The sequence below is a fragment of the Pectobacterium polonicum genome, from assembly GCF_005497185.1.
In the GTDB taxonomy this organism is placed as follows: Bacteria; Pseudomonadota; Gammaproteobacteria; order Enterobacterales; family Enterobacteriaceae; genus Pectobacterium; species Pectobacterium polonicum.
Genome location: NZ_RJTN01000004.1, coordinates 25126 through 43589 on the forward strand (window position 1 = coordinate 25126; position 18464 = coordinate 43589).

The 18464-nt window shown below is 51.6% G+C and carries 15 protein-coding genes; 6 read left to right on the forward strand and 9 right to left on the reverse strand.

Annotation, left to right across the window (positions count from 1 at the left end; all coding sequences use genetic code 11):
* Positions 1 to 81 precede the first annotated feature (81 nt).
* The 5 genes from EDI29_RS06265 to hutW all read right to left on the reverse strand — a co-directional run bounded on the left by EDI29_RS06265 (position 82) and on the right by hutW (position 4101).
* Positions 82 to 804, reverse strand: coding sequence for a glutamine amidotransferase (locus EDI29_RS06265; protein ID WP_137740200.1), 723 nt, complete (start codon positions 802 to 804; stop codon positions 82 to 84).
* A gap of 205 nt (positions 805 to 1009) precedes the next feature.
* The gene (locus EDI29_RS06270) at positions 1010 to 1486 is read right to left on the reverse strand and encodes a YlaC family protein (RefSeq protein ID WP_167494483.1); all 477 of its coding nucleotides are present in this window, start codon (positions 1484 to 1486) and stop codon (positions 1010 to 1012) included.
* Positions 1487 to 1646: 160 nt separating this feature from the next.
* Entirely contained in the window at positions 1647 to 2276 is a 630-nt protein-coding gene (locus EDI29_RS06275) for an NAD(P)H-binding protein (protein WP_137740201.1), read from the reverse strand.
* Positions 2273 to 2773 carry a heme utilization cystosolic carrier protein HutX gene (gene hutX / locus EDI29_RS06280; protein ID WP_137740202.1) on the reverse strand — a complete coding sequence of 167 codons (501 nt, stop codon included), beginning with the start codon at positions 2771 to 2773 and terminating at the stop codon, positions 2273 to 2275. The genes EDI29_RS06275 and hutX overlap by 4 nt, the downstream gene beginning before the upstream one ends.
* Positions 2774 to 2787: 14 nt before the next feature.
* Positions 2788 to 4101, reverse strand: a complete 1314-nt coding sequence (gene hutW / locus EDI29_RS06285) for a heme anaerobic degradation radical SAM methyltransferase ChuW/HutW (protein ID WP_137740203.1) — start codon at positions 4099 to 4101, stop codon at positions 2788 to 2790.
* 409 nt (positions 4102 to 4510) lie between these two features.
* Between hutW and EDI29_RS06290 the strand changes: the two genes are divergently transcribed.
* Entirely contained in the window at positions 4511 to 6694 is a 2184-nt protein-coding gene (locus EDI29_RS06290; RefSeq protein WP_137740204.1) for a TonB-dependent receptor plug domain-containing protein, read from the forward strand.
* Between the two features lie 8 nt (positions 6695 to 6702).
* Positions 6703 to 7524, forward strand: coding sequence for a heme/hemin ABC transporter substrate-binding protein (locus tag EDI29_RS06295; protein ID WP_137740412.1), 822 nt, complete (start codon positions 6703 to 6705; stop codon positions 7522 to 7524).
* Positions 7525 to 7694: 170 nt separating this feature from the next.
* Here EDI29_RS06295 and EDI29_RS06300 read toward each other — a convergent pair whose 3' ends face one another.
* Positions 7695 to 9287: an ABC-F family ATPase gene (locus EDI29_RS06300; protein WP_137740205.1), complete on the reverse strand. Its 1593-nt coding sequence runs from the start codon at positions 9285 to 9287 to the stop codon at positions 7695 to 7697.
* A gap of 117 nt (positions 9288 to 9404) precedes the next feature.
* Between EDI29_RS06300 and EDI29_RS06305 the strand changes: the two genes are divergently transcribed.
* From EDI29_RS06305 to treC, 4 genes are all read left to right on the forward strand, one after another.
* The gene (locus EDI29_RS06305; RefSeq protein ID WP_137740206.1) at positions 9405 to 10301 is read left to right on the forward strand and encodes a PhzF family phenazine biosynthesis protein; all 897 of its coding nucleotides are present in this window, start codon (positions 9405 to 9407) and stop codon (positions 10299 to 10301) included.
* 14 nt (positions 10302 to 10315) lie between these two features.
* Positions 10316 to 10876 carry a GNAT family N-acetyltransferase gene (locus EDI29_RS06310; RefSeq protein WP_137740207.1) on the forward strand — a complete coding sequence of 187 codons (561 nt, stop codon included), beginning with the start codon at positions 10316 to 10318 and terminating at the stop codon, positions 10874 to 10876.
* 574 nt (positions 10877 to 11450) lie between these two features.
* Entirely contained in the window at positions 11451 to 12869 is a 1419-nt protein-coding gene (gene treB, locus EDI29_RS06315) for a PTS trehalose transporter subunit IIBC (RefSeq protein ID WP_137740208.1), read from the forward strand.
* A gap of 65 nt (positions 12870 to 12934) precedes the next feature.
* Positions 12935 to 14620 carry an alpha,alpha-phosphotrehalase gene (gene treC, locus EDI29_RS06320; protein ID WP_137740209.1) on the forward strand — a complete coding sequence of 562 codons (1686 nt, stop codon included), beginning with the start codon at positions 12935 to 12937 and terminating at the stop codon, positions 14618 to 14620.
* A gap of 177 nt (positions 14621 to 14797) precedes the next feature.
* Here the strand turns inward: treC and elaB are convergent, their stop codons facing one another.
* From elaB to nuoM, 3 genes are all read right to left on the reverse strand, one after another.
* Complete coding sequence (elaB, locus tag EDI29_RS06325) at positions 14798 to 15109, reverse strand: stress response protein ElaB (protein ID WP_137740210.1); 312 nt, start codon at positions 15107 to 15109, stop codon at positions 14798 to 14800.
* Between the two features lie 296 nt (positions 15110 to 15405).
* The gene (gene nuoN / locus EDI29_RS06330) at positions 15406 to 16863 is read right to left on the reverse strand and encodes an NADH-quinone oxidoreductase subunit NuoN (protein WP_137740211.1); all 1458 of its coding nucleotides are present in this window, start codon (positions 16861 to 16863) and stop codon (positions 15406 to 15408) included.
* 6 nt (positions 16864 to 16869) lie between these two features.
* Entirely contained in the window at positions 16870 to 18405 is a 1536-nt protein-coding gene (gene nuoM, locus EDI29_RS06335) for an NADH-quinone oxidoreductase subunit M (protein WP_137740212.1), read from the reverse strand.
* Between the last annotated feature and the right edge of the window lie 59 nt (positions 18406 to 18464).

The window sequence follows — 18464 nt, forward strand, 5'->3', positions numbered from 1 at the left end:
ATGATGATTTTTGACTCGATCGTCACCAACCAGTGACGGTCGAGAAACACTTTTTATCGAGAATGATGCGTTGTTCGCGGACTATTTCGCCGCATAGCGCTGTACAAAATCCAGCAGGATCTTGCGTGCCCAGATGGGTTCCTGCGGAATGTCCATCATCCGATCCACATCCCAACCACCCTGTCGCAGCGCCGTTTCATTATGGCGCAGGCACGTCAACATGACGTCCGCGCTGAATTCCGGGTGGAATTGTACCGTCAAGACTTTATCGCTGTAGCGGATAATCTGGCAACCATCCATCTCTGAGCTCGCCAGCACCTGCGCGCCTTCTGGCGCTTCCAGCACGGATTGCTGGTGGGTCAGGTAAGCGCTGAACTGCGGCGGATAGTCACGCAGTAAGGGATCTTGTGCCGCAACGTCGTTGGTTGTCACGACCTGAACACCGACTTCCTTGCCATTCGGGTTATCGCCTACTTTGCCGCCCAGCGCATCGGCCAGCAGTTGATGCCCATAACACACGCCCAGCAGCGGGACATCCGCGTAATACGCCTCGCGCAGCCAGCCAGCGGTGTATTCACTCCAGTCCAGCCGATCCGTAACCATCGACCACGAACCGGAGATAATCGCCGCCACCAGCGTATCAAACGGCGGCAGCGGTTCTCCAAGATCGGGACGAACTACCTGCACCGGCTGCGTTTTCCCCTCGACAGCATCGACAAACCACTTCCCTTGTTGCCCAACCTGAGACGCAATGCCTTCCGGCGGTTGACCCAACTGAATCACCAGCAATACCTTTTCGCTCATCGTCCTGTTCTACCTGTATTTGAAAATCACCCGTTTGATAAACCCGTCGTCTGAAAAACCACAGAATGCGGCGCTCGCTGCTTCTAACGAACGTAGCATTATGACTACATGAAAACCAGCCACCATGAAAATCTGCGCATAGGAAAAGCCATGCGCATTATTTGGTCATCGCGAAATGGGGCGGTTTGAGGGCGGAAATAGTCGGTTAGAGAGAGGGCTGTTGACGATAAGCCAGCGAGAAGACGTCGTAGAAATCAACGTCACCTTTCGTGCGTCGAATTTTCTCTATCCCCACTTTCACAGCGGACGGCACCTGTTCGTTACGTAGCAACTTATCCAATGTATCTTGCGATACATGGCGGATCGTAAACCACTCGCCGTTATAGCAAACGCGGAGATCCAGGGTATCGATGTCTTCAAAGCGATAGGTCGGATTAATATCCATCGAGAGTGCCAGCGACATCACCAACAGGAAGGCAGTAAAGCCAATCAGGTACGGCAAACCAAAATAAGGGGCGTAAAACAGGATCATCGCAACTGGCACGTAACTCACCAGCATCGCGGCAAACAAATAGGGATGTGACTGCATGAATTTGCGGCTAAAACGTATTTTATTGTCGCGTTTTTCTTCCCGATTAATACGTTCGATCTCTTCGGTCAGAAGGCGTTTTACTTCATCCATCGTCATCACCATCGTGCTTGAGGAATACAACACTGCTTGCATCGATTAGAACATAGCCACATGAGAGATAACAGATACAGTTTTCGACAGATTGACTATAACAGTTTGACTGATGCCGGGATGAATTTTCCCGACATCATTGACGACAAAATAGCGAGGATTACGGAATGGCAGGCATCGTGAGATCGGGATCGATCAGGTTGTAAATGTGATTACCGAATACCGGTTGTTGCAACAGTTTATCAACCGCCAGCGCCACATCCCAGCGAGAGACTAGTCCCAGTGTGGCCGCACCTTGTGTCAGTTGCGCATTGTGCGTCGCAACCACATCCAACAGGCCACCGGGACGAACAATACAGTGATCCAACGTACTGCTTTGCAACCAACTTTCTGCCAGCGATTTCTCACGTACTGCGAAACCAAACGCGGCTCTGGCGCGGGGCGACAACTGCGGCCAGCTATCGCCACAGCCCAGCGAGGTCACCAGCAGCATACGCTTGATACCCGCCTGTTCTGCACCGTCGATCACCGTGCGATGACCCTGATAATTTACCGTGCCGCCGCCCATTGTCGACACCACAATGGCAGAAGGCCCCGCCACACGACAGGCTTCCGCTACCGTTTCCGGGTCGCAGGCATCGCCTTCCACTACCGTCATTCCCTGCTCACGCCAGTGTCTGGCCTGCTCAGGATTACGCAATACGAGTACGACCGCCTGCTCGCACTCAATAGCTCGCTGTAATAAGCAGGCACCGACCCCATTGCCTGCGCCAAAAAGTAACCATGTCATACCTGCTCCGGTTGTAATTCACTCGCCAGCGCATGGAACGCCTCAACCTGAGCGCTCAGCAGCTGGCGGTGGCTGTCTCGTCCAAGGAAGATTTTAAACATCGCCGCACCAGTGGCATTAAAGAACACCACGGAGGCTGTGTCCATCCCCATGAACTTACGTTCAATAAACGCAATGTGCTGACAGCTCGTCGCACGGATATGTCCGCTCAGGCCATTTTTGCCACGTAAATTAAAATAACCGTGACGATGCGTCCCGGTTGGCAGCTCGCTCTTAAACTCCAGAATCGCATCCGCCGTGTGGCTGATGAGCGTCACTTCACCCCAGGTCGCAATCGTGTCCCAGACCTGATCGAAACGATCGCCCGTCGCCAGCGTACGCTGAGCCGCAGGCAGCGCCTCAACGACGGCAAACAGCGAAGTATTATATTTTCCGGCAATCTCTTCCAATGTGCCATCAGGGTTGGTTGCCAGTAATTCATTCAGTGTCATGGTCATGGTTGCGTCTCCGGTCAGTGCGCATGCTCTTCGGCATTAAGTTGAGGGATAATTTGTTGTAATGCCTGCATCAGGTTATTCGCCCAGAAGCGGCCATCGTTAGTCAGGCGCAGGCAGGTGGAATCGTCACAGGTTAGCCCCGCCTGATGCCACTGGCTCAGCAAGGGCTGAAGTTCACGGGCATGCTGGGTAAGCTGAGGCAGCTTGATACGACCGACTTCAATACCCGCCTGAAGCTGATGCTGCCACGGCCCGGTAGAACTGGCTGGCGTCATCATCATGATCGGTTTTTGCCCCTGATCGATCTGCTGATAATAGCGCTCCAGACTGCGCTCCATCATGTAGGCTTGGCCGTTTAAATTACCGCCTGCACCGCTTCCCATCGCCAGACAGTCCGCACCTTGCTTAATCAACAGATTGTACAAATTACGTTCACGGGTGGTCCGCGCCCAGTGGCTGTTGCTAAGCTGGTGCCAGCCCGCATCGGCTAGAAATGCCGCCCCCGTCCGGTAAAAATCACGTCGAGCGACCACATCAGGCAGTGCAACACGCTGGTTTTCAGCCGCTTTCGCCAGCGGCGTTGTCGGTAACAGATTAAGCGCATACAGATCGACGCCGTCTAGCGCTAAATCGCTGACGATCGCCAGATCTTCGCGCCAGATTTCCGGCGTTTGTTCCGGCAGGCCAAACATCAGGTCGCATACGACTGCCGCCCTGTCGCGTTCACACAGTCGCTCCAGGAAGCGAATTGATTGTTGTTTATCTGAGGTGCGTGCCATGCGCTGACGAATACGAGTATCAAACGTCTGAATCCCGATGGAGAAGCGGTTCGCCCCCGCATCCAGACAGGCATCGATCCGCTCATCATCAAAATCCATCGCCCGTCCTTCTACCGTGATTTCACAGTCTGGAGCCAGCGGCAGAGAGGTACGGATTGCGCGAATGATCTGCGACAGTTCATCGGCCGCCAGCGCCGTTGGCGTACCGCCACCAAAGTAAACCGCATGAATGGGCGCAGACTGATGCAGCGGGCTGTCCGCTTCCATCGCCAATTCCTGCAACAGATAGCGCGTATAGGTCGCGGTGCTGTCATCACGCAATTTGTTCTGGTAAAAGCCGCAGAACGTGCAGTGCGTGGCACAGAAAGGAATGTGCAGATAGAGCAGGCGCTTACGAGCAGGCAATGTTTGCTGCTTCAGCGCCTGCCAACCGGCCGGAATCTGTTCTGGTGAAAGTGGCACATGGTTGCGCCAAGGCATTGCCATACGTCGGGCGCCAAAAGGCTGCTCACCGGGCTCGGCATAATACGGCGTCAAATCGATGTTCATTAACGGCCCCCAAATAATCAATAAAATAAATTAAATGATAATTATTTTTATTTGGCAACCTGCCCGACAGGCAGAAAGGAGGCTGGTTATTCTTTCCGCATCATTTTTTCTTTAAATTAACCGATTTGCTTATTTTGTTTAAAATTTACCGAGTCAATAAACACAGTTATTTATCATTATTTTCATAGCATTAATCCGCTGCATCGCTTTTAAATGTTAAATAAATGAAAACAAAAACCACTACATTAAAGTTCGTTAACTTTAACAACCAATAAAATATTGCAAGTCATTATTTAATAACAAATGAGACTGGAGTCACATTTTCAAGAATTCATTTAAATTTAATTATTCCCCCTTGCGCCCAAATGATAACGTTAATGAGAATCATTAACTTTTCAGAGAAGAAGCCATGAATAAAAAGGCCACACGCTGGGCTCTATTTATGCTGCCTGCTATTTATAGCGGCGCAATTAGTGCAGCCACAAACGATTTATCTATAAATAATGCATCCACAAGCCATACGACGACAAACAGCGATGAAATAACCGTTATTAGCGCAGGGAGAACGGAACAGAATTTATGGGAAAGTCCCGTCACGATGCAGGTTGTCGATAATGAAAAACTGAATAAATATACCGGTGATTCTATTGCCGAAGCACTGCGTGATATTCCCGGCGTCGATATTACCGACACCGCATTAGCCGGTCGTAAACAAATACGTATTCGCGGTGAAGAGGCCTCACGCGTATTAGTGTTAATTGACGGACAAGAAGTCACTTATCAACGCGCCGGACCTAATTACAGCCTCGGATTATTAATTGATCCTTCTTATATCGAACGCATCGAAGTGGTAAAAGGCCCGCATTCGGTATTATATGGCTCACAGGCTATCGGCGGCGTGATCAACTTTATTACCCGCAAGGGCGGAGACAAGCCGCTGAGCGGCAAAATCAAAGCCGTTTACGACAGTGCCACCGCAGGCTGGCAGGAATCAGGTTTAGCCTACGGCTCTATCGGTAATTTTGATTATCGCCTTAGCGGCAGTTATAGCGATCAGGGCAACCGTAGCACACCGGATGGCCGCCTGCCGGATACGCATTTCCGCAACAGCGGCCAATCCGCCTGGCTCGGCTATCGCCTGGGCGATCATAAATTCGGCCTGTCGCTGGACAGTTTCAAACTCAGCACGCAGACCTACACCGATTCGACTGAATACGACAGCTTCAGCGTGCGTATTCCTGAATTGGAAAGAAAGAAGATTGGCCTGTTTTATGACTGGCAACTCGGCGGCGATGTGCTGAAAAACCTGCATCTGGATGCCTACCAGCAAAATATCACACGCGAATTCCGTAACGACCTGTCACAGAGCGGTAACCCGTTGCGTTATAACGGCATGGCGCTTTATCAGGGCAAAATGACGATGAGCACAGGAACCGATGACAGACAGACCAGTCGGGGATTGACCTTACAGGCAGATATCACGCCATTCACCGATCATACGCTGATTGCCGGGGGACAGTGGCTCTCCGATGTCGTGAAGCAAAATGCGTTCTCTGATGTTCATGCAGATGGTTTTCTCTCCCCTGTCTCACCTTTCCCTACCTCGGTTAACCCCAGCTCGGTATCCAACAACCACTGGCGCCAGAATAGCTGGGCACTGTTCGCACAGGATGCATGGAAAATAACGCCGGACTGGACGTGGACGCTAGGCGCACGCCAGTATTGGGTTGAGTCGCTCTCATACGGCGGACAAAAGACAGGCACAATAAGAATGAACAGCATGGTGATGCCGAACAACAGCACGTTCGCCACCAAAAAGGAAAATGACAGTACATTAGTGACCGCCAGCAGTCTGCACTATTCCGGTTTCGACAATATCCAACTGCGCGCCTCTTTTGCGCAAGGCTATGTCTACCCGACCCTGACGCATAAGTTTTACGACACGGCAGCGGGTGGAAATACCACTTATGGCAACGCCAGTCTACAAGCGGAAACGTCGGATAATTATGAGGTCGGCATGCGCTATAAAGATGAGAGCTGGCTGCTGGACAGCGCGATCTATCACTCACGCGCCAAAGATTACATCACCACGCTTAACTGCGCGGGTAACGCCATCTGTTCCGGCAGTACAGCTCAGGGTAGTCGCTACTATGCCAACGCCAACCGTGCAACCACGTATGGGATGGAAATGTATGCGGAATACCTCGGCTGGACACTGTCTCCTTACGTTAACGGAAACATCATCCGTCGTGAGCTAGAACTGCCGACCCGCAGCACCTATCGTACCGGGGAACCCACTTTTACTGGCAAAATCGGCCTCAAAAACATCACGTTATTCGAGCGCATGGAACTGGAATCCGATCTCTACTTCCGGGCAGCCTCACGCGCTAAGGATGAAACGGCAGATACCGCCGTCCAGCACAGCGGTTGGGCAACGGCCAATCTGGAATTCACCAGTACCTTCGGCAGCGAGAATCAGTATCAAGTCACACTGGCATTGAACAACCTGCTGGATAAACGCTACACCACCGCACATGAAAGCATTCCGGCATCCGGCTTCAGCACCGCGATTGGCGCGGCGTTCTCTTTCTGAGAACCATGATGAAGGCGCTTATCGCGTTAATGCTCTTTGGGCTGTCTTCTTTCACTTGCGTGGCCGAACCGCGCGTGGTGATTGCCGGTGGCTCGCTGGTGGAAATCGTTTATGCGCTTGGCGCAGGCGATACGGTGGTGGGCGTGGATCAGACTACCACTTACCCGCCACAAACAGCAGCGCTACCCAAAGTCAGCCACTGGCAGCAGTTGACGAGTGAAGGGATTTTATCGCTGCACCCAACGTTATTAATGACCTGGCAGGATGCCAACCCACCGCAGGTGCTTAACCAGCTTGAGCAGGCTGGCGTAACGGTAGCCCGTTTTACCCGCACGCCCAGTACGCCAGCGCAGCTGTTGAGTAATATTCGCCAGGCTGGCGCACTGCTCCATCGCTCTGAGGCTGCCGAGCAGTTGGCCACGCGCCTCTCTCAGCAGTTGAGTGCGGTATCAGAGCGGCTGGCAACACGGAAGGATCGCGTCAGCGTCGTGTTTTTGCTGAGTGTCGGCAGCAGTGCGGCGCAGGTTGCGGGAAAAAATACCGTGGTGGATAGTCTGATCGCGTTGGCAGGCGGGAAGAATGTTGCCACGCATAGCCAATATCGTATTTACGGCGGCGAAGCGCTAATTGCGGCCAATCCTGAGGTGATTGTCGTGACCACGCAAAGTGTGGAAAACGGCGTGGAGGTGCTGGCGGCAGTACCCGGTTTGACGCAAACCGCAGCCTGGAAAAACCAACGTATTATCGCGCTCGATCAGGCGATTTTATTGGGAATGGGGCCACGCGTCGCCGAGGCGGTGGAAGCCCTGAATCGCGGCTTTTATCCTTAACAAAACGAATACATCCCCTAGATAATTCGAGTTGCAGGAAGGCGGCGACACAGTGAATCCTCAGGAGCTTACATCAGTAAGTGACTGAGGTGAGCGAGGAAAGCCAACGCACATGCAGCTTGAAGTATGACGGGGATTAACGGCCTCAATAATGAGGCCGTATCACACACTTACTGAATACCCTGACTGCGCAGGTAATCTTCATAATTTCCGGTGAAATCGTTCACTTTATTTGGCGTCATTTCCAGAATACGGGTTGCCAACGAGCTAACAAACTCACGGTCATGAGAGACGAACAGCAGCGTACCTTCATACATTTCCAGCGCCATATTCAGCGATTCAATGGATTCCATATCAAGGTGGTTGGTCGGTTCATCCATCACCAGAATATTCGGACGCTGCATCATCAGCTTACCGAACAGCATACGGCCTTTTTCACCACCGGATAATACCTTCACTTTCTTCTTGATATCATCCTGGCTGAACAGCAAACGACCCAGCACGCTGCGTACTGCCTGCTCGTCGTCTTTTTCCTGTTTCCACTGGCTCATCCAGTCAAAAACGGTCAGCGTTTCATCGAATTCGTATTCGTGATCCTGTGCGTAGTAGCCGATTTTGGAGTTTTCAGACCACTTCACGGTGCCGCTATCCGGCTCGAAATCACCAACCAGCGTTTTCAACAGCGTCGATTTACCAATACCGTTGGTCCCCAAAATAGCGACTTTCTCACCGACTTCGATCATCAGCCCCAGTTTGCTAAACAACGGGCCGTTATCAAACCCTTTGCTCAACGCTTCCACTTCCAGCGCATTACGGAACAGTTTCTTATCCTGGTCAAAACGGATAAACGGGTTTTGACGGCTGGAGGCTTTCACTTCATCCAGCTGGATTTTATCGATCTGGCGCGCACGCGATGTCGCCTGTTTGGATTTAGAGGCGTTGGCGCTAAAGCGGCTGACAAACGATTGCAGTTCGGAAATCTGCGCCTTCTTCTTGGCGTTATCAGCCAATAAACGTTCGCGAGCCTGCGTCGCTGCCGTCATGTATTCATCATAGTTACCCGGATAAATACGCAGTTCACCGTAGTCCAGATCCGCCATGTGCGTACACACCATGTTCAGGAAGTGACGGTCATGCGAGATGATGATCATGGTGCTGTTACGTTCGTTCAGCACCTGCTCCAGCCAGCGAATCGTATCGATATCCAGGTTGTTGGTCGGTTCGTCGAGCAGCAGGATATCGGGATCGGCAAACAGCGCCTGAGCCAACAGAACACGCAGTTTCCAACCGGGAGCAATTTCACTCATTAAGCCATAGTGCTGCTCTACCGGTATCCCCACGCCGAGCAACAGTTCGCCCGCGCGTGATTCTGCGCTGTAACCATCCATCTCACCGTATTCCACTTCCAGATCGGCCACTTTATAGCCGTCGGCTTCACTCATTTCAGCCAATGAGTAGATGCGATCGCGCTCTTCTTTTACCGCCCACAGCTCGCCGTGCCCCATGATGACGGTATCCAGCACGCTGTATTTTTCAAATGCGAACTGATCCTGACGCAGTTTACCCAGACGTTCATTAGGATCGAGGAAGACGTTACCGCCGCTCGGCACCAGATCGCCGCCGAGAATCTTCATAAAGGTGGATTTGCCGCAGCCATTTGCGCCAATCAAACCGTAACGGTTGCCGCCGCCAAATTTAACGGAAATGTTTTCAAACAACGGCTTGCTGCCGAACTGCATGGTGATATTGTTGGTACTTAACACAGCACTTATACTCGAGTCGGAATGTGATTTGGCGCGCATTATGCCACAAGCGCGCGCCAGGATCGCGGTTAGTTTTGAGTAATATTTAATCGATAGCGCATACAGGAGAGAAATGCGATGCCTACAGTACGTCGTTTCAAACAGGTCGACGTTTTCACCCAGCAGCCTTTCAAGGGCAATCCGCTTGCTGTGGTTATGGAGGCGAAGGGGTTAACCGATGCGCAAATGCAGGATATCGCGCGTTGGACAAACCTGTCAGAAACCACGTTTGTCCTGCCCGCTACCGATCCCTTGGCGGATTATCATGTTCGTATTTTTACGCCAGAATCGGAGATGCCATTTGCCGGACACCCCACGCTAGGCACCGCACATGCCCTGCTGGAAGAAGGATTGCGCCCTAAATCGCCGGGTCAGTTGGTGCAGCAATGCGGCGTTGGCTTAGTTCCAATCAACATCGGTGATGACGGGAGTCTGGCTTTTCACTCGCCGCAGGCCACCATGGTTCCGTTTGGTGACGAGCACACACCGCTGCTGGAAAAAGCGCTTGGCATAACCGGTCTTGGTACTGCCCACATCGATAAGCGCTATTCACCCACCGCGGTACACATGGGCATTCGCTGGCTTGTGATTCGGGTCGACAGCGCCGACACCTGCCTTAACATCATACCGGATGCAGAAGCGCTCTCAGCCGCGCAAAACCTCAGCCAAACTAACGGCATCGCCATCTATGGCCCGCACAATAATGCGACGCCAGCCGATTATGAAGTTCGCGCGCTCTACATTGAATGCGGCCATCTTAAAGAAGATCCGGTTACCGGCAGTGCCAACGCCTGCCTGGCTGCGCTGCTTCGCCAGCAGCATTCCACGAATAATGTTACCGCACCACTCAGCTATCTTGTTCGACAGGGTACAATGCTGCACTGCGATGGCCGCATTACCGTAACGTACCTGAACGATGAACCATGGATCGGCGGACACAGCGTCACAATCGTTGACGGGACGTTGCAGTGTTAAAAGGGAGAGGTTTTATGGAAGCACCACTGGTAGATACGTTATTTACAGATAAATTGTATCAATTACGTCATCAGCCCCACCTACGCTTAACAATACAGGAAGAGAGCGATGCCGATGCGATCTTTACCCTAATCCAACAGGAAAAATCGCGTCTGCGGCGAACGTTGCCCTGGCCGGATTCCGTCAAAACCGTTGATGACACGCGTGAAACCATTCGCGGCAACAGAAAGGAATTCTTCGCCAAAACGGCCGCCGTGTATGTCATCCGCTGGGACGACATGCTAGCGGGCATCGTCTCCTTCAATACGATTCAGGATAAGGAAGGCGTCATCGGGTATTGGATCGCAGAAGAATTCGAAGGTAAAGGCATCGTTTCTCAGGCCGTCAGTACACTGATAGAAGCCTATGCCGATGCAAGCCTCATTGAGCGTTGTGTCATCAAAGCGTCAACCGCCAATACACGCAGTAACGCCGTCGCCCAACGGCTTGGTTTCCGTTTTCATCACACGGAAAAGAATGCCGAGAAGATTAGTGAGCAGTGGTTCGATCATAATATTTATCACTATTCCGCCTGACACGACTTCGTATTGTATTCCCTCACCTGATTCGCTGCTCTATCGGGCGCGCATCAGGTTCTTTTCGCCCCACTGTGCATTCCATTTGCCAATTCGTTATATTTTTGTGACTAACATCACAAAAATGTTGAAATCCAATTTCATCTCCGCTACCATTAAAAACGTGATGAACATCACACTTAATTAACCCGTTAGAGGAGTCTGAAAATGACTATGTTTCGTAAAATCAGCAAATTCTTCAAAAGAATGGGAGATGTTTATGTCAGCTACTGTGAACGTATTGGGTCAATCATCAGCCCGTTCTGATTGTGATATAAACAATCTCTAAAGCCGCCTTCTATCAGGCGGCTTTTGTTTTTCTTGCGCCCCTATTCCCGTTTATCTTCCTTTCTTTTTTGTCTACCCGCACAGCACAGATTTGTGTAGCACGCCGCATGCCTGAACATTCTCTTTTAAAAACAGCCCAATGCATTTCTCTCTCACGGCAAAATCACCATTAACAGACTATGCTTTCCTGTAGCTGTACTTGCTTCGCGTCCCCGACGTCTGCGTTAAAAGATATAAGGACATGACTATGAGTAAAGTTAAACAACAGGATATTGACCGTCTGATCGAATTGGTCGGTGGGCGTGAAAACATCGCTGCCGTCACGCACTGTATCACTCGCCTCCGCTTCGTCTTGCACGATGCTTCCAAAGCACATCCCAAAAACATTGAAGAAATGCGAATGGTGAAAGGCTGCTTCACGAATGCCGGGCAATTTCAGGTCGTGATCGGCACTGATGTAGACGAGTATTATAAGGCGCTGCTCGCTACCACGGGCAAAGGTGAAATCAATAAGGAAGAAGCCAAAGTCGCCGCCCGCCAGAATATGAGCTGGTTTGAACGCAGTATTTCACATTTTGCCGAGATCTTTTTTCCACTGCTTCCCGCGCTCATCAGCGGGGGCTTGATCCTCGGCGCACGTAACGTTATCGGCGATATCCCGATGCGCGACGGGCAAACGCTGGTACAGCTCTACCCAACCTGGCAAACCGTTTATGATTTCCTCTGGTTATTGGGCGAAGCCATCTTCTTCTATCTTCCTGTCGCCGTCTGCTGGTCAACCGTACGTAAAATGGGTGGCACGCCCATCCTCGGCATTGTACTGGGTATCACGCTGGTGTCGCCGCAGTTGATGAACGCCTATCTCATCGGCCAACAAACACCAGAGGTGTGGAATTTTGGCTGGTTCACAATTGAGAAGATAGGTTATCAGGCACAGGTTATCCCTTCCGTATTAGCCGGGATGGCGTTGGCGCTGATCGAAACGCGGCTGAAAAAAATCGTACCGGATTACCTCTATCTGGTGGTCGTACCCGTAACGTCGCTTATTCTGGCCGTTTTCCTGGCACACACGCTGATTGGTCCGTTTGGTCGCATGATTGGCGATGGCGTCGCCTGGGCCGTTAAAGCAGTCATGACAGGCAGTTTTGCCCCCGTTGGTGCTGCGCTATTTGGGTTTCTGTATGCGCCGTTGGTCATCACAGGCGTGCATCAAACCACGCTGGCGATTGATATGCAGATGATTCAGAGTATGGGAGGCACGCCCGTCTGGCCGCTCATTGCGCTGTCCAATATTGCACAGGCTTCAGCCGTCATCGGGATAATTCTCGTCAGCCGGAAAGCCAATGAACGCGAGATTTCTGTCCCCGCCGCAATCTCAGCCTTTCTTGGCGTGACCGAACCTGCCATGTACGGGATTAACCTGAAATACCGCTTTCCGATGCTATGTGCCATGATCGGCTCCGCTGCCGCCGCGCTTATTTGCGGCCTCTACGGCGTAACCGCAAATGGCATCGGCGTGGGAGGACTACCGGGCATTCTCTCCATCAAGCCACAGTTTTGGGGAATCTTTGCCCTCGCCATGCTGGTCGCTGCCGTGATTCCAATTGTGCTGACGTCGCTGGTCTATAAGCGCAAAATCCGCAATGACACGCTAGATCCCGTATAACTGTCCCACTCTCTATTCAGCCACGTCTGTTGAGCCGTGGCTATATCGCTACAGGAGGATTTTTCATGAGTACATCACTCCCCTGGTGGCAAAACGGCGTAATTTATCAAATCTACCCGAAGAGCTTTCAGGACAGTACCGGCAATGGCATTGGCGATATCGCCGGCATCACTTCCCGACTCGATTACCTGCAACAATTGGGCGTCGATGCGATTTGGCTGACTCCGGTTTACCTCTCTCCTCAGGTTGATAACGGCTATGACGTCGCCGACTACTGCGCCATCGATCCAACCTACGGCACCATGGCCGATATGGAAACGTTGATCGCCGAAGCACATCGACGCCATATCCATATCGTTATGGATATGGTGTTCAATCATACTTCTACGCAACACCACTGGTTCCAGAATGCTCAGGATCGCCGTAGCCCCTATCGCCATTTTTATATCTGGCGTGATGGTAATGACGGCGCACTGCCCAATAACTGGCGTTCAAAATTTGGTGGCCCAGCCTGGCAGTGGCACGCGGAAAGCAAACAGTACTATCTGCACCTGTTCGCCACCGAACAGGCTGACCTGAATTGGGAGCATCCGCGTGTGCGGGATGAACTAAAACAGGTCTGTGAATTTTGGGCAGATAAAGGCGTGGATGGACTGCGACTGGATGTGATCAATCTGGTTTCCAAACAGCAGGATTTCCCATCAGATGCACAGGGCGATGGACGCCGTTTCTATACCGATGGTCCACTTATTCATGGGTACTTACAGGAGTTCAGTCAGGATGTTTTTCAGCCTCGCGGCCTAATGACCGTCGGCGAGATGTCATCGACCTCGTTAGATCACTGCCGCCGCTACGCGGCGCTGGACGGCAGCGAACTCTCCATGACGTTCAATTTTCATCATCTGAAAGTTGATTATCCGAATGGGGAAAAATGGGCGCTGGCGGAACCTGATTTTATTCAGCTCAAGCAAATTTTTAATCACTGGCAACAGGGTATGCACAACCACGCCTGGAACGCCTTGTTCTGGTGTAATCACGACCAGCCGCGTATTGTGTCGCGTTTTGGTGATGAAGGTGAATTCCGTGTGCAATCCGCCAAGATGCTGGCGATGCTGCTTCACGGTATGCAAGGCACGCCCTATATCTATCAGGGTGAAGAACTGGGCATGACGAATCCTGGCTATACGCAAATTGAACAATATCGTGATATTGAAAGCCTGAATCAATTTGCCGAACAGCGCGATCGCGGCCAGGTAGATGACCACATATTAGCGATCCTCGCCAGCAAATCGCGCGATAACGGTCGTACGCCAATGCAATGGAATGGCAGCAAACATGCTGGATTCACGACCGGTACGCCGTGGATAACTCCATGCCAAAATTTCACCCACATCAACGCAGAGCAAGCGCTAGCAGATAAAGCGTCCGTCTTCTATACCTACCAGCAGCTTATCGCTATGCGTAAAGCCCTGCCGCTGCTGACGCACGGAGACTACCGGGATTTGCTACCTGACCATCTCACTGTCTGGTGCTATCAACGTATCTGGGAAGGACAGCGACTTCTGGTTTTGGCAAACCTCAGTAAACAACCCCAGCGCTGGCAGCCACCAACGGATACCCATGAACACCGCTGGCGGCTGTTATTCAGTAATTATTCTGATGCACAGCCCCAACCCGCCATTCTGGTACTACGCCCATTTGAGGCCATATATTGGGTACAAGGAATGCAGGAAAAAGAGGGAAAGGTTTAGAAAGTATCAAATATCAGGTGAGATGTAGCGGGTCATCCCGCTACATTGCCAATGATCTAACATGAGCCATTCGGCTGTTTACACTGATATTGCTCGTCATGTTGTATGGGATGACAGAGCGATGTTCTCAGAGAGAGATTTCATTCTCAGAAACATTCCAACTCAGTGCGGAAAAAATTAGCGCTTAGCCAGCAGCAATCCCAATACCAGACCGACGGTGGCACCAATGCCAATACCGTGCCACGGTTTGTCATGCACATAAACATCGGCTTTGTCGGCCACCTGCTTTGCACGTGCATAATAGCTGTCAGTCACACCGATACGGGCTTTAACTTCCAATAGTGCTTTTTCCGCCCCCTTCTTCAAATCAAGATAGGCTTGGTCTGCCTGATCGCCCGTATAACGCAGCACCTCATCTAACGTCTCGGACAGAAGTTTTAAATCATCATCGACACGAATTTCTTCAGGCTGTTTTTTTATCGCTGCCATAAAGTGCTTCCTTCTGTTATGAAAAGTCAGTAGTTATAAATCGTTGTCTTTTTAACTATAGACAATTTTTCCTGCCTTCTACGGCTTTAGCAGACCAGATCATTCCTAAAACGTACTTTGCTTACTATCACCACCTCCCGAAGTGGCGATAATTTTGCTGACAAAAAAACGCAGGGAGCGTTTTTCAACGTCGCTTGCGACGGCCCGAAGGGTGGCGAGCAGGAAGCTCGCCATAAAAAAACGCCGTTGACTCTCATCAACGGCGCTTCATTATTCAACCTGACATTCGTCAGTGGTTACATCATTGGCTGCGCCAACTGCACCAGAGAGATAAGCGGTTGCGGGTACAAACCAAGGAACAGCACCGCGATGGAGGAGATCAATACGACCACACCGCCAGCCGTTAAGGCCCAGTTATTTGGTGTATCACGCTGTAGCTGTTGAGGCGCATTCAGGAACAAGCTGACCATCACACGCAAGTAGTAGTACAAACCAATAGCACTACCCAGCACGACGGCACCGGTCAACCACCACAGCTCAGCATTCACGCCGACGGCCAGCACGTAGAATTTACCGAAGAAGCCCAGCGTCATCGGGATACCCGCCAGCGACAGCATCATCACGGTCATCACCGCAGACAGAATCGGTTTATGCCAGAACAAACCACGGTAAGAGAACAGCGAATCAGCATCTGGCCCGCGGTACGGGCTGGACATCAGGCTAACCACACCGAACGCGCCCAGGCTGCTGAACAGGTAACCCACCAGATAAACACCAACGGTTTCCAGCGCCAACTGATGGCTCTGAACCGCAATCAGGGCAACCAGCAAATAGCCCAGATGCGCGATGGAAGAGTAGCCGAGCAGGCGCTTGATGTTGGTTTGCGACACGGCCATCACGTTACCGAACAGGATCGACGCGAACGCAATGACGCCCAGCACGATTCTGACGGATTCGCTGTCAGCCACCGGTGCGTACAGGAACAAACGCATTACCGCACCGAAAACCGCAATTTTACCGGCTGTCGCCAGAAACGTAGACACGGGCGCAGGTGCACCCTGATACACATCTGGCGTCCACAGCTGGAACGGAACCAGAGACAGCTTGAAGCCCAGACCAACAATCATCATCCCCAGACCTGCCAGCAACAGCGGTTCATGGATTTGGTGATCGCTCAGGCTTTTACCGAGGCTGGCAAAGCTCATATCGCCCGATTCGGCATAAATCAGCGCCATACCAAACAGCAGGAAGGAAGACGCCGCCGCCGACAGCAGCATGTATTTAATACTGGCTTCCAGCGAACGTTTCAGGCGGAAGGCATAGCCGACCAGACCAAACAGCGGAAGAGAAAGCAGTTCAATTCCGATGAACAACGAAGCCAGATGATTGGCGCTCGACAGCAGAATTCCACCTAAGGCAGCAATCAGCACCAGCAGGTAGAACTCGTCACGGTTGTCTGGGTAGCCTTGCAGCCACGGATAGGCAAACGTGCTGGTTGCCAGACTGGCAAGCAGAACCAGCCCGGTATAAAACATCGAGAAGCCATCAACACGCAGCAGCGGCGTCACGTCCGTTGGGCCAACCTGACCGACAAAGTACAGTGACAGCAACGCAATATTCAGGCCGATAACCGTCATGGTTGCGTTGACAAAATGGTTGCGTCGCCACGCAATGCACAGCATCACAACCACTACCGTCAATCCGACGATCAACAGCGGCGATAGCGCAATTAGTTGTTGAAGAGTTATTGTCATGGCGAATTACGGCCTTGTTGTTGAAATAATTGAATCTGGAGCAGACGACATAAACCACTGCTGGATATTTGACATCGCGGCACTGGAGGTATCCAGAATCGGTTGCGGGTAAACCCCTAACAACACCAGTAATACCACCAACAGCAGCACGATAGACAATTCGCGGATCGACATACCCTTCAATGGCTCATCAGATTTAGGCGTACCGTAATAAGCACGCTGGATCATGATCAGCGAGTAGACCGACGCAAATACCAGACCGAAGGTTGAGATCACCGTAATGACTGGCACAACCTGATAGCTGCCGAACAGAATCATGAATTCGCCAACAAAGTTGCCCGTTCCCGGCATCCCCAGTGTCGCCACAGCAAAGAACAGAGACAGCGCAGGCAGGAACTTCAGACGCGACCACAGACCGCCCATTTCACGCATGTCGCGGGTATGCAGGCGCTCGTACAGTTGACCACACAGAATAAACAGACCCGCAGCAGACAAGCCGTGCGCAATCATTTGAATCACCGCACCCTGATAAGCCAGTTGATTACCAGAATAGATGGCAATCATCACGAAGCCCATGTGCGACACCGAGGTATAAGCGATCAGACGCTTGATATCCGTCTGTTTGAACGCCAGCCACGCGCCGTAGAAAATACCAACCACACCCAGCCACATAGCAATCGGTGCAAAGGCATGAGAGGCATTCGGGAACAGCGGTAGGCTAAAACGCAGCAGACCATAGGCTGCGGTTTTCAACAAAATACCAGCGAGGTCAACAGAACCTGCGGTAGGAGCCTGACTATGCGCATCCGGCAACCAGCCGTGCAACGGCACGACAGGCATTTTTACGGCAAACGCGATGAAGAAACCCAGCATCAGCAGATATTCGACGCCATATGACATTGGTGTCTTCAGCAGGTCTTCGTAGTCGAATGTCCAAACTCCAGTGGCATTGTGATGCACAAAGACCAACGCCAGAATCGCAATCAACATGATCAGACCGCTTGCCTGGGTATAAATGAAGAACTTGGTCGCCGCCGTAATTCTGGTTTTACCGTCAGAGCCTTTATGCCCCCACAGTGCAATCAGGAAATACATCGGTACCAGCATCATTTCCCAGAAGAAGAAGAATAGGAACAGGTCAATGGCAAGGAACACACCAATAACGCCGCCCAGAATCCACAGCAGATTCAGGTGGAAAAAGCCCTGATAGCGCTGAATTTCATTCCAGGAACAGAGAATTGCCAACACACCCAGCAGCCCCGTCAGCACGACCATCAGCAGTGACAAGCCGTCCAGCGCGAGGTGAATACCAATGCCAAAGCGCGGTATCCACGGCACAAAGTATTCAACCTGCCAGTCTGGCGCACCTTTCGGCGCTACGAGTGAATAACCGCCTTGCAACCACAGTTGTAAAGACAGTGCGAGTGTCAGCCCCATTGCAATCAACGCTATCCAGCGCGGTACTTTCGTACCAAAACGCTCTAACTGCCAACACAGCAGACCGCCGATAAAGGGGAGAAGAATTAGCCAAGGTAGTAGCATGGCGTTTTGTGTCCCTAAATTAAAGAAATCTGAAAACTTGCCGTGGCAGGCATTCCTTT

Coding starts and splice junctions, on each gene's coding strand:
- hutW (WP_137740203.1), bottom strand. CDS start 4,101: ATGAACATCGATTTGACGCCGTATTATGCCGAGCCCGGTGAGCAGCCT.
- EDI29_RS06265 (WP_137740200.1), bottom strand. CDS start 804: ATGAGCGAAAAGGTATTGCTGGTGATTCAGTTGGGTCAACCGCCGGAA.
- nuoM (WP_137740212.1), bottom strand. CDS start 18,405: ATGCTACTACCTTGGCTAATTCTTCTCCCCTTTATCGGCGGTCTGCTG.
- treB (WP_137740208.1), top strand. CDS start 11,451: ATGAGTAAAGTTAAACAACAGGATATTGACCGTCTGATCGAATTGGTC.
- hutX (WP_137740202.1), bottom strand. CDS start 2,773: ATGACCATGACACTGAATGAATTACTGGCAACCAACCCTGATGGCACA.
- nuoN (WP_137740211.1), bottom strand. CDS start 16,863: ATGACAATAACTCTTCAACAACTAATTGCGCTATCGCCGCTGTTGATC.
- elaB (WP_137740210.1), bottom strand. CDS start 15,109: ATGGCAGCGATAAAAAAACAGCCTGAAGAAATTCGTGTCGATGATGAT.
- EDI29_RS06275 (WP_137740201.1), bottom strand. CDS start 2,276: ATGACATGGTTACTTTTTGGCGCAGGCAATGGGGTCGGTGCCTGCTTA.
- EDI29_RS06290 (WP_137740204.1), top strand. CDS start 4,511: ATGAATAAAAAGGCCACACGCTGGGCTCTATTTATGCTGCCTGCTATT.
- EDI29_RS06310 (WP_137740207.1), top strand. CDS start 10,316: ATGGAAGCACCACTGGTAGATACGTTATTTACAGATAAATTGTATCAA.
- treC (WP_137740209.1), top strand. CDS start 12,935: ATGAGTACATCACTCCCCTGGTGGCAAAACGGCGTAATTTATCAAATC.
- EDI29_RS06305 (WP_137740206.1), top strand. CDS start 9,405: ATGCCTACAGTACGTCGTTTCAAACAGGTCGACGTTTTCACCCAGCAG.
- EDI29_RS06270 (WP_167494483.1), bottom strand. CDS start 1,486: ATGGATGAAGTAAAACGCCTTCTGACCGAAGAGATCGAACGTATTAAT.
- EDI29_RS06295 (WP_137740412.1), top strand. CDS start 6,703: ATGAAGGCGCTTATCGCGTTAATGCTCTTTGGGCTGTCTTCTTTCACT.